We start from the raw sequence: 15,598 nt of genomic DNA on the forward strand, positions 1-15,598 counted from the left end.
TACCTAAATACAATTGATGAAAAAGAATTTCGACACAAACTCTCTTATCGGAATGCTCCTTATGGGAGGGATTCTAGTATGGATTATATATTTTAATAAGCCTACTCCAGAAGAAATTGAAGCACAAAAAGCAGCACAAACAGAACAACTTCAAGAAACTGATGAGGATGTTGCTTCCTTGCCAGTTATGGATACTACGCCTGCAGTAGCTACAGACTCTTTGAGTAACATAGCATTGCAAAACAAACTTGGAAGTTTTGCTTACTCTGGATCGTTACCATCTGCAAAAGAAGGTGCAACCACTACGATTGCAAATGATGTATTAGAGGTTAAAGTAAGTAATAAAGGAGGTTATATTACAGAAGTAAAGCTGCTTAAACACAGTACTTTTGACTCTATTCCTGTATACCTTATTAAAGATGGTAATAGCCAATTTAATGTAAGTTTCAGCACTGCAGATAATCGTAATCTTAATACTAAAGACTTGTTTTTTGAGCCTACGTTATCAAAAAATGGAGGGAATGATGTTCTGTCTATGAAGCTTAAGGTGTCTCCTAGTGAATACTTAGAGTATCGTTATGAGCTCAAAGAAGGAGATTATATGATGGATTTTGGGATGAAGTCTCAAGGGCTTTCTTCTCGTCTAAATACGTCTAACCCTATGCGCATGCAGTGGGATTTTAAAGGAATGCGTCACGCACGTAGCCAGTCTTACGAAAATAGATATACACGTCTTACCTATAAGTATGAAGAAGATAAGACAGATAAGTTATCTCCAGCAGGAGATGACGATGAGATAGAAGAAGATCTTGTATGGATGAATTACCGCCAGCACTTCTTTAGCTCTATGCTTATTTCTGAGACACCTTTTAAAGAGGCAAGATTATCATCTACAGATTTATATAAGGAAGCAGATGATAGAGACGAGAAAACTATATTTACAAAAGAGTATAAATCTGACCTATTGCTTGAAGCAAAAAATGGTGAGATAGACTACGCTATGCAGATGTATTATGGACCTACAGATTATACAATCTTAAAGTCTTATGATCAAGGTCTAGATGAGGCAATGCCATTAGGATGGGGAATCTTTGGGTTCTTAAACAAGTACTTGGTAATTCCGTTTTTTGCATTTTTATCTGGATTCTTACCAGCTGGAATCGCAATTATTGTGATGACTATTTCAATAAAGTTATTATTGTCACCAGTTCAGTACAAGCAGTACACTTCTCAGGCTAAGATGAAAATCTTAAAACCAGAAATTGCAGCAATTTCAGAGAAGCATAAGGACAATGCGATGAAGAAGCAGCAGGAAACAATGGCGCTTTACAGTAAAGCAGGGGCAAGTCCCGCCGCAGGTTGTTTACCGGCTTTATTACAGATTCCTGTGTTTTATGCGCTATTTACATTCTTCCCATCTGCGTTTGATTTAAGAGGAAAGAGCTTCTTATGGGCAGATGATTTATCTAGCTATGATGAGATTGCAAAGCTTCCGTTTGAAATTCCTTTTTATGGAGATCACGTGAGTTTATTCCCAATACTTGCAGCAGTTACTATTTTCTTCTCAATGAGATTAACTACAGGTAACCAGCAAATGCAACAACCTACGCAGGAAGGAATGCCAGATATGAGTAAAATGATGAAGTACATGATGTATTTCTCTCCACTACTTATGCTTGTTTTCTTTAACCAGTATGCAAGTGGATTGAGTTTGTATTACTTCATATCAAACCTTCTTACGATTGGAATTATTTTGGTAATCAAAAACTTCATCATTGATGAGGAAAAGATTAAAGCAAAAATTGAAGTGAAGAAAGCTAAGCCTAAGAAGCAAGGTAAATTTGCTAAGAAAATGCAACAGATGATGGAGCAGGCAGAGCAACAACAAAAAGGAAGAAAATAATATATTTTCATACTTTATAAGAAATAGAAATCCCGTCTTTATTGAGACGGGATTTCTTGTTTTTAAAGAAGAGTTGTTTGTGATTGTATCACGTTTTCGCGAAAGCGAAATAAAAATTCTTATCCCCATTGTAACAAAAGTAATATTGCTTCGTCTTCCTTATAACTAACCAATTAATCGATGGACCAACATACGTTCATAAAACTTGTGACTCCTTTTAAGGATAAAGTGTACCGCGTTGCAAAGCGGTTACTCGTATCTGACGATGAGGCTCAAGATGCTACGCAGGAAGTACTACTGCGTTTATGGACGAAGAGGTCCGACATAAAAAAATATCGAAGTGTTGAAGCATTTGCGATGACGATGACAAAAAATTATTGCTATGATAAGCTTAAGGCAAAAGGAAGCAATAATCTTAAAATCGTTCATAATAATTATGAAGATCACTCAGGAAATACTAGTAAGTATATAGAGGTTGCAGATGAGGTAGCTTGGGTTTTTAAACTCATGGAAGATTTACCAGAGCAGCAACGACTTATTGTACAAATGAGAGATGTTGAGCAAATGGATAACGCAGAGATTGCTGTGATACTCGAGATGAATGAAACTGCTGTAAGAGTAGCCTTATCTAGAGCTCGCAAAAAACTAAGAGAAGAATTGATTAAAAAACGAAACTATGGAATCTCATAATATAGAGAAGCTACTAGATGGTTACTTTGAAGGAGCAACTACGCTTAAGGAAGAGCAAGAGTTAAGAGCTTATTTTACAAGTGATCATGTGGCGCCACACTTGGAAGAATATACTAGCATGTTTACAGCATTTAGTGTTGCTTCTAAGGAAACATATGATGCACCAATAGTGCTACCTCAAAAACAACGGTCAACATCTATTTACAGATTTACAGCTAGTGCTGCAGCAGCAGTTATTGTAGGGTTAGTATTATGGACGCAAAGTACTCAGGTAGATGCTAGTATTTCTACTAACTATGAGAATGAAGAACTAGCCATCTTAAAAACAAAACAAGCACTTGGGGTGATGTCCCAGATGATTAATCAAAGTACGACACAGCTGGAGGTGGTACAAGAGTTTGATAAGGCATCCAGCACTTTATTTAAATAAAAATTCAAATTAAAAATATTATGAAAAAGTCAATAATGTTAGTGGCATTTGCCCTAGTAACCTTAGTAAGTTACGCACAGAGTCCTTTTGATAAATACGAGGATGTAAAAGGAGTTACATCTATTGTAATGAATCAAAAGATGTTCAAACTGCTTAGTAAAGTAGATCTCAACTCCTCTGATCCAGAAATGCAAAAGTATATCAACCTTGTAGATAATCTTGAGAATGTAAAGATGTACACAAGTGCAAATACGGGAGTAATGGACCAGATGAGCGGTACAATGAAGAGCTACATTACAAGTAGCAACCTTCAAGAATTAATGAGAGTAAAGGACGATGGTAAAAATGTAAAATTCTATTACAAAGAAGGAAGTAGTGAAGATTATGTAAAAGAATTTGTAATGTTCTTAAGCGGAGATATGGAAGGTGAGAAGCGTGCTGTATTCTTTCAAGTAACAGGAAACATTGATCTCAAGCAAATCTCAAAACTTGCACAAGATTTAGACTTTAAAGGTAGTGATGCCCTTAAAGAAGTAGGTAACGCAAAAAAATCGTAAGATGAACACATTTATAAAAGTAACCATCACTGCAGTGCTAGCTGTTGTTACACTGGCCAGTTGTAGTAATAAGCAGTCTTTACAAGAATATTATGTAGATAATCAAGAGAATGGAGATTTCATTCTTGTAGATGTACCTACAAGCCTGCTGGGTAAGAATGTAGAGGCATTAACAGAGGAGCAACAAAAGGTTTTTAAGACCGTGCGTAAGATCAATCTTATGGCATATCAAACAAAATCTGGAGACACTGCAGCCATGCAGATAGAGCGTGATAAAGTAAAAGATATCCTTACCTCAGATGATTATGAAGAGCTTATGAAAGCTTCTGGAGATATGGGGCAAATGCGCCTTTATTTTAAAGGAGAAGAAGAGGCTATCGATGAAGTAATTTTCTTTGGTGCAGATGAGAATAAAGGATTCGTTCTGGCTCGTCTGTTAGGTAATGACATGAATATAGGAGATATGATGCGCATGGCAGAGTCACTTAACAAAAGTGATATAGACGTATCTCAGTTTGGCAGTATTATGGAAGTTTTTGAAAATCAGTAATGATCAAAAAATGTTGAACGCATGAGTCCTATTTGGCGATAGGCTTTCCATATATAAAGAGCATCCCTTGGGGTGCTCTTTTTTTTGTTTGGAGCATATTGGTCGCTGTGTAACCGGACACTAGGTTTCCCGCTTTCTGTTGCAATTCCTCGCGCCGGCTGCGCCAGGCAGCTGTGGGATTTACACGGCAATCGGGGCTAGCTTGGAGGGTGTTGTGTGTCCCTACTATATTCAGCCCGCTGATATTAGCTATTTTGATATTTGGATTTAATTTTTTGAGCTAAACACGTATCTTAGACAACCTTAACAGCAATCCATGAAAAAATATCTAGTTCTCACCGTTACCTTGCTAGTCGCAAGCTCTACGTTCGCACAATTTTTAGAAACAAAAAAAGACCTCGTTACAGAAAAGGGTTTCTTCACCCTTCATTATGATGAAAGCGAGGATAAAGTATATGTCGAAGTAGATAAGCTGGATGAGGAGTTTTTATACGTACACTCCTTACGCACAGGTTTAGGAAGTAATGATATCGGGATAGACAGAGGACAACTAGGAGGAACTGCGGTTGTCAAGTTTCAAAAGGCAGGTAATAAATTATTACTAGTCCAGCCTAATTTAAAATACCGAGCAAACACTGATAATGCCTTAGAGCGTAAATCTATAGAGGAAGCATTTGCAAAGTCGGTGCTGTTTGGGTTTCCTATTAAGGAAACAAAAGGAGGGAAGTACCTCATTGATTTCACACCATTTTTACTAGAAGACACTCATGGAGTGGCTGCTAGATTAAAGCGAAGTAAAGAAGGAGCCTATAAATTAGATAAGACTAGAAGCGCAATGTATATGGAACGCACAAAAGCATTTCCAGAAAATACAGAGTTTGAAGCGCTACTTACGTTTAAGGGAACCCCTACTGGCAGAAACATAAGAAGTGTAGCTCCAGATGCGAGTGCACTCACAGTGGTGCAACATTACTCATTTGTAAAATTACCAGATGATAATTATACACCTAGACGTTTTGATCCAAGAGCTGGAAATATCTCAACTACATATCTAGATTATGCAACACCTATACAAGAGCCTATTGTAAAACGTTATGCAAACCGTCACCGTTTAGAAAAGAAAAACCCAACGGCAGCAGTAAGTGAGGCGGTAGAACCTATCATATATTATCTAGACCCAGGTACTCCAGAACCTGTTCGTTCTGCGTTATTAGAAGGAGCCAGCTGGTGGAATCAAGCCTATGAAGCTGCTGGTTTTAAAGATGCTTTTCAAGTAAAAATGTTACCCGAAAATGCAGACCCTATGGACGTGCGATATAACGTGATACAATGGGTACATCGCAGTACAAGAGGGTGGAGTTATGGAGCAAGCGTAACAGATCCACGTACGGGTGAGATTATCAAAGGTCATGTAAGTTTAGGGAGTCTGCGTATTCGTCAGGATTTCCTTATTGCTCAAGCGCTCATGAATAAACCTTTTGCCGAAAGAGATGATAATTACAAGCCTATGCTAGAAATGGCGTTAGCTAGAATACGCCAGCTAAGCGCTCACGAAGTGGGACACACCATTGGTTTTGCACATAACTTTGCTGCTAGTACAGAAAATAGAGCAAGTGTGATGGATTATCCTCACCCTACGCTTACATGGGCTGGTGACGAAGTAGATTTTTCTAATGCCTACACCACGGGTATAGGAGCTTGGGATAAAGTAACTGTTAACTATAGTTACGGAGTGGTACCTCAGGGAACATCAGAAGCAGTATTTCTTGATAATATACTTACTACCGCAGAAAAGGCCGGATTACGATACATTACAGATAGTGATGCGCGAGCTCAAGGTGGAGCACATTATAAGGCCCATCTTTGGGACAATGGATCAGATGCGGCAGAAGAATTAGAAAAAATGCTTGTTCTTAGAAAAGGTGCAATTTCAAACTTTTCTATAGACAACATCCGCACAAATGAGCCATACTCAATGCTTGAAGATGTTTTTGTCCCTTTATATTTCTATCACAGATATCAAACCGAAGGAGCAGTAAAGATGATAGGAGGTCTTGATTATAACTATGCAGTAAAAGGTGATAATAATCTCAAAGTAACAGAAATACTGGCTCCCAAAGAGCAGCAGAGAGCTTTAAAAAGTGTTTTAAAAACTCTTACCGCTAGCCAACTAGCAATTCCCAAAGATAAATTGGCTTTATTTCCACCTAGAGCGCAGGGCTATTATCGCTCTCGAGAAAGTTTTAAAAGTAATGATGGAGTAGCATTTGATGCACTAGGCGCAGCAGCGACAGCTAGTGATATGACATTAGGTTTGTTATTGCACCCAGAACGAGCAAACAGGCTAGTGCAGCAGAAGGCCTTAGATAGTAAGCAAATGGGATTAGATGGTATGTTAGAGACTTTAGTTGAGACTACACTTTATTCAAAAGAATCAGATAGTTACCGTAAGGAGGTGCAGCAGACTATAAATTATAATGTACTGAAGCACCTAATGAACCTTGCAAATCATCCAAAGGCAATACCTCAAACTAAGGCTTTTGCAAAAGCACAGTTAAAAGAGGTGATGTCTAATTTTGGTTCAAAATCCTCTGATGCTAATGCTGCATTTATGGTAGATGAGATTCAGGACTTTTTAAAATCACCAGAGAAGTTTAAAGTTCTCCCATCACCTAAGATTCCTGATGGATCGCCTATAGGGTGTTTTGAATAACATTTTCGCGAAAGCGCATACATTATTAAGCCAATCATAATGGAGATTAGCTAACAATCTCCTTAATTAATACCTATATTTTTTGATGAAAATAGATTTACGTTCTGATACAATTACAAAGCCTACGCCTGAAATGCTTGAATATATGATGCGTGCGGAAGTGGGCGACGATGTTTATAAGGAGGATCCTACGGTAAATAAGCTTGAACAGCGTATTGCAGAGATGTTTGGGATGGATAGCGCGCTCTATTTCCCTACAGGAAGTATGACTAATCAAGCTGCCATAAAAATTCACACCCAACCTGGAGAACAACTCATCGCAGATAAGTATGCACACGTTTATAATTATGAGGGTGGAGGAGTGTCCTTTAATAGTGGAGTTTCATGCAAGCTTATAGATGGTCATCGTGGTTTAATAACTGCAGCGCAGGTAGAAGATGCTATAAATCCACCAGATTTTTATCATAGCCCGCTTACAACATTGGTATGTCTAGAAAACACAACTAATAAAGGTGGTGGTGCTTGTTATGATCTTGATGAGATTGTAAAAATTAAAGAAGTTTGTGATGCCCATGGTCTAGGATTACATCTAGATGGAGCGCGTTTATGGAATGCATTTGTAGCTACTGGTCAAACGGCTAGCTCTTATGGAGAGCTATTTGATACGATTTCTGTGTGTTTATCCAAAGGACTTGGAGTTCCTATGGGTTCTGTTTTAGTAGGTAAACAGCAATTTATGAATAAAGCAATGCGCGTGCGTAAGGTATTAGGTGGAGGAATGAGGCAAGTGGGCTTTATGGCAGCTGCTGGTTTATATGCCTTAGATCATCACATAGATAGAATGGCCGATGATCATTCTAAAGCAAAAGAAATTGGAAAATTACTTGACTCGTTATCATATATAAAATCTGTCGAAGAAATAGAGACCAACATTTTAATATTTAATCTTAAAGAAACTACTGATGAAGCTGCTTTTTTGAGTTATCTCATTGATAATAATATTGTTATAAGTGATATGGGGCAGGGTAAGTTGAGAATTGTTACTCATTATGACTACAGTGAAGCTTCTCATAAGCTTGTTTTGGACGTTTTGAAAGGATTTGAGGGGGCTTAGTTTTTGGTAAAATGTGCACCAATATTCGCACAAATCTCAAGATTGATTTTTTAAGTGCATTTTGCCGATGATTTAGTGTATTTCGTCATAAAATAAAATTCTTAAAAAAAAGTTAACGCATTTGTTAGGGAAAGCACTTATTTTTGTACTTTGAAATTGAAATTCACAACAATTACTTTTAAAATCAACATTATGAAGAAAATTTTATTTTTATGTGCCTTTGTAGGTTTTGCATTTGCAAATGTTCAAGCGCAAGATTTACCAACAAACCCAGAGCCAGGAAAATGTTATGTACGTTGTACTACTCCAGACATTTATGAGACTCAAAGTGTTCAAATCCAAAAGACTCCTGCTTACAAGGTTCTTAAGGTAGTACCTGCTCAATATGATACAGTTACTGAGCGTGTTATGGTAAAAGAAGCTTCTAAGCGTCTTCGAGTAATTCCTGCTACTTACAAAACTGAAACAGTAACTTATGTTAAAAGTACTTCAGGATCTTCTTTAAGAGTAATTCCTGCATCTTTTTCTAACGATACTGAAACTATTGAAGTAAAATCTGCATATGCGCAGTGGGAATTAGGTGCTCCAGCTCCTGATTGTGCTTCTTCTAACCCTGACGATTGTCGTTACTGGTGTTACAAAGGATACCCAGCAGAATATACTACTGTATCTAAGCGTACTTTAGCTTCTGATGCAACTGTACAGTCTACTCCAGGTGCTTCTGCAAACGGAACTTACACTGTAAGAGTAATTGATCAGCCAGCACGTGTAGTTGAGGAAGAAATCCCAGCTGAATTTGCAACTATTACTAAAACTGTAATGGTAAAAGATGCTACTACTACTGAAGATGTAGTTGCTGCAACTTTTGACACTGTATCTAAAGAAGTTCTTAAGCAAAAAGGTGGTCTTACTACTTGGAGAGAAGTTGAGTGTGCTCTTGTTGAGTACCAAGCACTTCCAATCAACTGGAATACTAACTCTGCAACATTAACTCCTGCTGCTAAAAGCATCATCGACACACGTCTTATGCCATTATTAGCTCAAAACCCAGGTGTAAAATTAGAGATTGCTTCACATACTGATTCTAGAGGAGCTGCTTCTTCTAACCAGGATCTTTCTGAGCGTCGTGCACAGTCTGTAGCAAACTACCTTATTTCTAAAGGAGTAAACAACAGTCTTCTTGTAGCAAACGGATTTGGTGAGCGTAAGCTTAAAAACCGTTGTGCAGATGGTGTTTCTTGTACTGAGCGTCAGCATGCTGCTAACCGTCGTACTGAATTCCGTCTTATCAATAACTAAGACTTTATAAAACATTAGCTAACCAGCCCAATGTTAAAGCGCCTTCGTAAGAAGGCGCTTTTTTTATTTATAGTAATCTCTATTATTGATTGAATACTGTAAACCAAAAAAAAAGCCAATCAAATTAATTGATTGGCTTTTAATTTTTAATATTGGGTAGTGCTTATTTGAACATATCCATACCAGGGATGTTAGGCATCCCTTCTTTGGCAACTGCTGCCATCTCTGTATCGTGAATGCTTTGTGCTTTTTCTAAAGCTTTATTGAGGGTTAAGATTAAATAATCTTCTAATTGCTCTTTATCTTCAAGTAGACTATCATCAAGAGTGATCTCCTTTAAGCGTCCACTGGCTGTAACTGTAAGTTTTAACAAATTATCAGATGATGACTCATCCACAAGAACTGTTTTAAGACGTTCCTTTGTTTCTTCTGCTTTTACTTTTGCTTCCTGGAGTTTACCCATTAAGCCCATCATATCTCCAAACATAATTTTGTGTTTAATATTAAGAAAACAAAGTTATTAAATGATTATGAAGCTATTTACAAGAACGGAAAATAGTTAACCGTACACGTTGTATTTTTGCAAGCAGTTTTTAAAACAAAATACTTTGACAAAGCCCATATTACCTCCTGTAGCTAATAAAATTCCCGTACAATTAGAAAAACACGGAGACATTCGAACTGATGAATATTTCTGGATGAAAGAGCGTGATGCTCCTGAGGTTCTTGATTATTTAAATCAAGAGAATGAATATTATCATAAACTTACAGCTCATACTAAGGACTTTCAGCAATCGCTTTTTGAAGAAATGAAAGGGCGTATCAAAGAAGATGATTCCTCTGTACCATATAAACACAACGGTTTTTGGTATTATCGCCGTTTTGAGACTGGAAAAGACTATCCTTTATATTGTAGAAAAGAAGCTAGCTTAGATAGTGAAGAGATTGTTGTTTTTGATAATAATAAAATGGCAGAAGGACATTCTTATTTTAGTCAAGCCAGTTATGCTGTATCTGAGGATAATATGATTGCTGCTTTTGGAATAGATACAGTAAGTAGAAGACAGTATACAATAAGGTTTAAAAACCTCAAGACTGGAGAAATTTATCCAGCTGAAATTAAAAATACTACTGGTGGTGCCGTTTGGTCTAACGATAATAAAACCGTTTATTACTCGCGTAAAGATGAAGAAACGTTAAGATCTAATCAAATATTTAAGCACACCTTAGGTACAGATCCAAGTAAAGACGAGCTTGTTTATCAAGAAAATGATGAGACATTCTATACGTATGTTTTTAAGTCAAAGTCTAAGGACTATATTATGATAGGTTCTGACAGTACGATGACAAGTGAATTTCGTTTTGCATCTGCGGCAAAAGGGACTACTGATTTTAAGGTTTTTCAAGAACGTACAAGGGGGCTAGAGTATGCAGTATCTCATTATGACGATTCTTTTTATATACAGACTAATAAGGATAAGGCGACCAACTTTAAACTGATGAAAACGCCAGTTTCTGCTACTGGAATGGAAAATTGGGTAGATGTTATACCTCACCGTGATGATACCCTACTAGAAGATGTAGAGATTTTCAAGGATTTTCTTGTGGTAAGTGAGCGCAATAATGGTTTGAATAAAATTCACATTAAACGATGGGACAATACAGAAAGCTATTATTTGCCATTTGATAATGAAACCTACGATGCTTACCCTACCACAAATATCGATTTTGATACTCAGATTTTAAGATATGCATACAATGCTCTTAATACACCTGCGTCTGTCATAGATTTTAATATGGTTACCCAAGAAAAAGTAGTGCTCAAAGAGCAAGAGGTTTTGGGTGGAACCTTTGATAAGAATAATTATAATATGGAGCGCATCTGGGCAACTGCTCAAGATGGCGTTAAAGTTCCTGTCTCTATAATCTATCATAAAGAAACGCAGCTAGATGGTACAGCTCCATTATTACAGTATGCTTATGGAAGTTATGGCAGTACGACAGATCCTTCTTTTTCTACAATAAGATTATCTCTTTTAGACCGTGGTTTTATATATGCAATTGCTCACGTGAGAGGAGGTGAATATTTAGGTAGAAAATGGTACGAGGATGGAAAACTCCTCAAGAAAAAGAACACGTTTACAGACTTTATTGATGTTTCAAAACATTTGATAAGTAAGTCTTATACTTCGGCTAGTCATTTATATGCTTATGGAGGTTCGGCTGGAGGTTTATTAATGGGTGCAATTATAAATATAGCGCCAGAGCTTTATAATGGTGTAATCGCTGCTGTACCATTTGTAGATGTAGTAACTACGATGCTTGATGATACTATTCCGCTTACTACAGGGGAGTATGATGAGTGGGGTAATCCTAATGAAAAGGAATACTATGAGTACATGAAGAGCTACAGTCCTTATGACAACGCTTTCGCGAAAGCGTATCCAAATATCTTTGTAACCACTGGATATCATGATAGTCAAGTGCAATACTGGGAACCAGCAAAATGGGTGGCAAAATTAAGAGAAATGAACGTTGCGGATACAAAAGTCATGTTTCATTGTAATATGGATGCTGGTCATGGTGGTGCTTCTGGACGCTTTGAAGCCTTAAAAGAAATTGCCGAAGATTATGCCTTTTTGCTTGATTTAGAGTCAATTAACCAATAGTGTGCCAGTTTGCTGTTTATAACTGCATGATATTGAAGTGAAGTAGAGGAAAGACGTTCCACATTTTTGTGTTACTTTTGCTCTGTTTTGCACGGCTCTTTTTTAGGATTGTGCAACGCTTTAATCAAGATATATGAATAAGGATTTAAACGTGTATGATAATGTGTTACAACTAGTAGGTAACACACCGCTCATCAAGTTAAATAAAATTACTGAAGGTTTTAAAGGTCAATTTCACGCAAAGGTAGAGGCTTTTAATCCAGGACACTCATCAAAAGATCGTATTGCTCTTCACATTATAGAAGAGGCAGAGCGCACAGGAGTCCTTAAACCTGGAGATACGATAATTGAAACTACTTCTGGAAACACTGGATTTAGTATTGCAATGGTGAGTATAATTAAGGGGTATGAGTGTATTCTTGCTGTAAGCTCAAAATCATCGCCAGATAAGATTGATGCTTTAAAAGCGATGGGAGCAAAGGTGTACGTATGTCCTGCAAATGTAAAGGCAGACGACCCAAGATCTTATTATAGCGTTGCAAAACGTTTACATGAGGAAAACAAAGGATCTGTATATATCAACCAGTATTTTAATGAGTCAAATATGGATGCTCACTTTAATACTACGGGACCAGAAATCTGGAATCAAACAGAAGGAAATATCACTCACTTAATTGCTTGTAGTGGAACAGGAGGTACTATATCTGGTACTGCAAGATTTTTAAAGCAACAAAATCCAGACATAAAAATTATAGGGATTGACGCCTATGGATCTGTGATTCAAAAATATCATGAAACTCGTGAATTTGATGCAGCAGAAATCTATCCATATCGTATAGAAGGACTAGGTAAAAACTTAATACCTACAGCAACAGATTTTGATGCCATTGATAAGTTTGAAAAAGTAAGTGATCAAGAGAGTGCGCATACAGCAAGAGAAATTGCAACTACAGAAGGTCTGTTTGTAGGTTATACAAGTGGAGCAGCTGTACAAGGTCTTAAGCAACTCGCAGCACAAGGAGAATTTGATGACAATAGCAAGGTGGTTGTTATATTTCCAGATCACGGAAGTCGCTATATGAGTAAAGTATTTAGTGACAAGTGGATGAATGATCAAGGTTTTTTTGATAGTCAAAATGAAGAGACAGTAGCGACTATAGAATACATAAAGTAAACATCTAGAATATTACGTATATTTAAGCTCCTACCTATGTAGGAGCTTTTTATTTTGGGCATCATATTGCAATTGTTTTTGCATTTGTTCAAAATATCAAAAAGGTGTACTTTTGCACCTGTTTTCAAAACAAGTTTATGAGAGATTTATTTGATAAAATTTACAAGGATAAGGGGCCATTAGGTAAATGGGCTTCAGTGGCAGAGGGATACTTTGTTTTTCCTAAACTAGAAGGACCTATTTCTAACAGAATGAAGTTCCAAGGGAAAGAAGTAATTACATGGAGTGTAAATGATTATTTAGGTCTTGCAAACCGTCCGGAAGTACGTGAGGTAGATGCGCAAGCAGCAGCAGACTATGGTGCGGCTTACCCTATGGGTGCTCGTATGATGTCTGGTCACACTGCGCTACATGAGCAATTACAAAACGAATGTGCCGAGTTTGTACAAAAAGAAGCGGCATATCTTTTAAATTTTGGTTACCAAGGTATCATGTCTACTATTGATGCATTAGTAGGTAAAGATGACATTATCGTATATGACGTAGATACTCACGCTTGTATTATAGATGGTGTTCGTTTACACATGGGTAAACGTTTTACTTACAAGCATAACGATATGGCAAGTATCGAAAAAAACCTTGAGCGAGCTACAAAAATGGCAGAGCAAACAGGAGGAGGAATCCTTGTGATTTCTGAAGGTGTTTTTGGAATGCGTGGTGAGCAAGGAAAACTGAAAGAGATAGTTGCCCTTAAGAAAAAATTTAACTTCCGTTTATTAGTTGACGATGCTCATGGTTTTGGAACTTTAGGAGCAACGGGAGCAGGGGCAGGAGAAGAGCAAGGAGTACAAGATGATATAGATGTATACTTTGCAACATTTGCAAAGTCTATGGCATCTACAGGAGCTTTTATAGCTGGAGATCAAGAAATAATAGATTACTTAAAATATAATTTACGCTCACAAATGTTTGCAAAGTCATTGCAAATGCAACTTGTGGTCGGAGCACTTAAGCGTCTTGACATGTTACGCTCTATGCCAGAACTTCGCGAGAAGTTATGGGAGAATGTTAATGCACTTCAAGGAGGTCTTAAAGAAAGAGGTTTTGATATAGGAACAACGCAATCTTGTGTAACACCTGTATATCTTAAAGGGAGTGTGCCAGAAGCAATGGCGCTTGTAAAAGACTTACGCGAGAACCACGGTGTGTTTTGTTCTATTGTAGTATATCCAGTGATTCCTAAAGGGCTTATTCTACTTAGAATGATACCTACAGCTTCACATACACTTACAGATGTAGAAGAGACTCTCAATGCTTTTGAGGCAATACGAGAACGATTAGATAATGGAACATATAAAAGACTTTCTGCTAAGGTAGCAGAAGCTTTTGGAGCATAAAGTTCTAATAAATAATAAAAAAATAAGCCGTTACTTTTTGAGTAACGGCTTATTTTTTTTAAAACTATTTTAAATTTATTCTTGACTATCAGTAGATGAAGACATTTGCAATTGGTTATCAAATTGTAATGTTCTAATAGGGAACGGAATATTTACATCATTTGCATCAAAGGCTTTCTTTATCGCTAACATTCCTTGGTGCTTGGCTGTTAGTTTTTGTTTGCCATTTACACAGTCTACCCAAAATCTACATACAAAGTCAATTGAGCTTCCTCCAAAGGCTGTATAAAAGAATTCTACCTCTTCCTTATCACCTTCTTGAGGGAATTTACTTGAGATGGTATCCTTAGTAAGTTTTTCTACCATTTCAAGGTCAGACTCATAACCTACACCACATTCTATGATAATGCGCATGCGCTCTGTAACCGAATAATTTTTCATCGGGTTATCAGTAATTGTTTTGTTAGGTATCACCACAATATTATTATCTGGCTCCCTTATACTAAAGTTGTTGAGCTTAATATCTTCTATAAAACCTACATATCCACTAGTTTCTACCCAGTCTCCTATATTTACTCTTTTTCTAAATGATAAAATAATACCCGCGATTCCATTTGCAAGAGCACCTTGCAATGCTAGACCTATAACAAGCCCAGAAACTCCTGCACCAGCAATTAAGGTATTCAATGTTTTATCTAAGTTTAATACGCCTAAGGCAAGAAATATTCCTACGAGGACTACAAATACAGCGAGGGCTCTACCTATAAGTTTAGTGATAGACTGTTGCGGTACATATCGTTTTACAATTTTTTGGGAGTACTTATTTACAAATCTCGATACGAAGTAAGCAATAAGTAAGACTAAAAGAGCAACGCCTAAATTCGGTAAGTTTCTTATAAATGCTTCTACCCATCCCCACAATTTAGTCGATAGGTTATTTAATGATTCGGTAATCTTATCCATGTCTTTTTTTTAGTTGGATTTCAATTTACTTCTGCTTCTTACCTTGCACAAGGGCTTTAACCATCATTAACGCGTGTACTATGATATTTTGAGTAAATATTAAGAAGTTCAATGGGAATTGTCACGCTTTCGCGAAAGC

Annotated in this window: 13 protein-coding genes; 11 read left to right on the plus strand and 2 right to left on the minus strand. The window is 37.1% G+C overall.

The genetic code is table 11. From position 1 onward, the window contains the following. The first annotated feature begins 16 nt into the window (after positions 1 to 16). From yidC to SJY23_RS11120, 8 genes are all read left to right on the plus strand, one after another. On the plus strand, positions 17 to 1,903 hold the full coding sequence (gene yidC, locus SJY23_RS11085; RefSeq protein ID WP_396596390.1) for a membrane protein insertase YidC: 1,887 nt from the start codon (positions 17 to 19) through the stop codon (positions 1,901 to 1,903). Between the two features lie 180 nt (positions 1,904 to 2,083). Then, positions 2,084 to 2,593: an RNA polymerase sigma factor gene (locus SJY23_RS11090; protein ID WP_396596391.1), complete on the plus strand. Its 510-nt coding sequence runs from the start codon at positions 2,084 to 2,086 to the stop codon at positions 2,591 to 2,593. Beyond that, positions 2,580 to 3,023 (plus strand): hypothetical protein, encoded by a 444-nt coding sequence (locus tag SJY23_RS11095; protein WP_396596392.1) that lies wholly within the window; start codon positions 2,580 to 2,582, stop codon positions 3,021 to 3,023. The genes SJY23_RS11090 and SJY23_RS11095 overlap by 14 nt, the downstream gene beginning before the upstream one ends. A 20-nt stretch (positions 3,024 to 3,043) precedes the next feature. Next, complete coding sequence (locus SJY23_RS11100; protein ID WP_339845000.1) at positions 3,044 to 3,580, plus strand: DUF4252 domain-containing protein; 537 nt, start codon at positions 3,044 to 3,046, stop codon at positions 3,578 to 3,580. Between the two features lies 1 nt (position 3,581). Further along, on the plus strand, positions 3,582 to 4,130 hold the full coding sequence (locus SJY23_RS11105) for a DUF4252 domain-containing protein (protein ID WP_339844997.1): 549 nt from the start codon (positions 3,582 to 3,584) through the stop codon (positions 4,128 to 4,130). A 316-nt stretch (positions 4,131 to 4,446) separates the two neighbouring features. Continuing rightward, positions 4,447 to 6,843: a zinc-dependent metalloprotease gene (locus SJY23_RS11110; protein WP_396596393.1), complete on the plus strand. Its 2,397-nt coding sequence runs from the start codon at positions 4,447 to 4,449 to the stop codon at positions 6,841 to 6,843. 85 nt (positions 6,844 to 6,928) lie between these two features. Next, positions 6,929 to 7,957 carry a threonine aldolase family protein gene (locus SJY23_RS11115; RefSeq protein WP_396596394.1) on the plus strand — a complete coding sequence of 343 codons (1,029 nt, stop codon included), beginning with the start codon at positions 6,929 to 6,931 and terminating at the stop codon, positions 7,955 to 7,957. Positions 7,958 to 8,149: 192 nt separating this feature from the next. Further along, entirely contained in the window at positions 8,150 to 9,256 is a 1,107-nt protein-coding gene (locus SJY23_RS11120; protein WP_035337380.1) for an OmpA family protein, read from the plus strand. A 163-nt stretch (positions 9,257 to 9,419) separates the two neighbouring features. On the opposite strand, the gene SJY23_RS11125 is transcribed toward SJY23_RS11120, so the two are convergent. Next, complete coding sequence (locus SJY23_RS11125; RefSeq protein WP_035337378.1) at positions 9,420 to 9,743, minus strand: YbaB/EbfC family nucleoid-associated protein; 324 nt, start codon at positions 9,741 to 9,743, stop codon at positions 9,420 to 9,422. Between the two features lie 121 nt (positions 9,744 to 9,864). On the opposite strand from SJY23_RS11125, the gene SJY23_RS11130 reads away from it, so the two are divergent. The 3 genes from SJY23_RS11130 (at position 9,865) to SJY23_RS11140 (ending at position 14,496) form a co-directional block, all read left to right on the plus strand. Continuing rightward, the gene (locus tag SJY23_RS11130) at positions 9,865 to 11,925 is read left to right on the plus strand and encodes a S9 family peptidase (RefSeq protein ID WP_035337376.1); all 2,061 of its coding nucleotides are present in this window, start codon (positions 9,865 to 9,867) and stop codon (positions 11,923 to 11,925) included. A gap of 133 nt (positions 11,926 to 12,058) precedes the next feature. Beyond that, positions 12,059 to 13,099, plus strand: coding sequence for a PLP-dependent cysteine synthase family protein (locus SJY23_RS11135; RefSeq protein WP_035337374.1), 1,041 nt, complete (start codon positions 12,059 to 12,061; stop codon positions 13,097 to 13,099). 137 nt (positions 13,100 to 13,236) lie between these two features. Next, a complete protein-coding gene (locus SJY23_RS11140; RefSeq protein WP_035337372.1) occupies positions 13,237 to 14,496 on the plus strand; it encodes an aminotransferase class I/II-fold pyridoxal phosphate-dependent enzyme in 1,260 nt (419 codons plus the stop codon). A 75-nt stretch (positions 14,497 to 14,571) separates the two neighbouring features. Here SJY23_RS11140 and SJY23_RS11145 read toward each other — a convergent pair whose 3' ends face one another. Continuing rightward, the gene (locus tag SJY23_RS11145) at positions 14,572 to 15,459 is read right to left on the minus strand and encodes a mechanosensitive ion channel family protein (RefSeq protein WP_396596395.1); all 888 of its coding nucleotides are present in this window, start codon (positions 15,457 to 15,459) and stop codon (positions 14,572 to 14,574) included. Between the last annotated feature and the right edge of the window lie 139 nt (positions 15,460 to 15,598).

The organism is Dokdonia sp. R86516 (assembly GCF_044596715.1).
Lineage (GTDB): Bacteria > Bacteroidota > Bacteroidia > Flavobacteriales > Flavobacteriaceae > Dokdonia.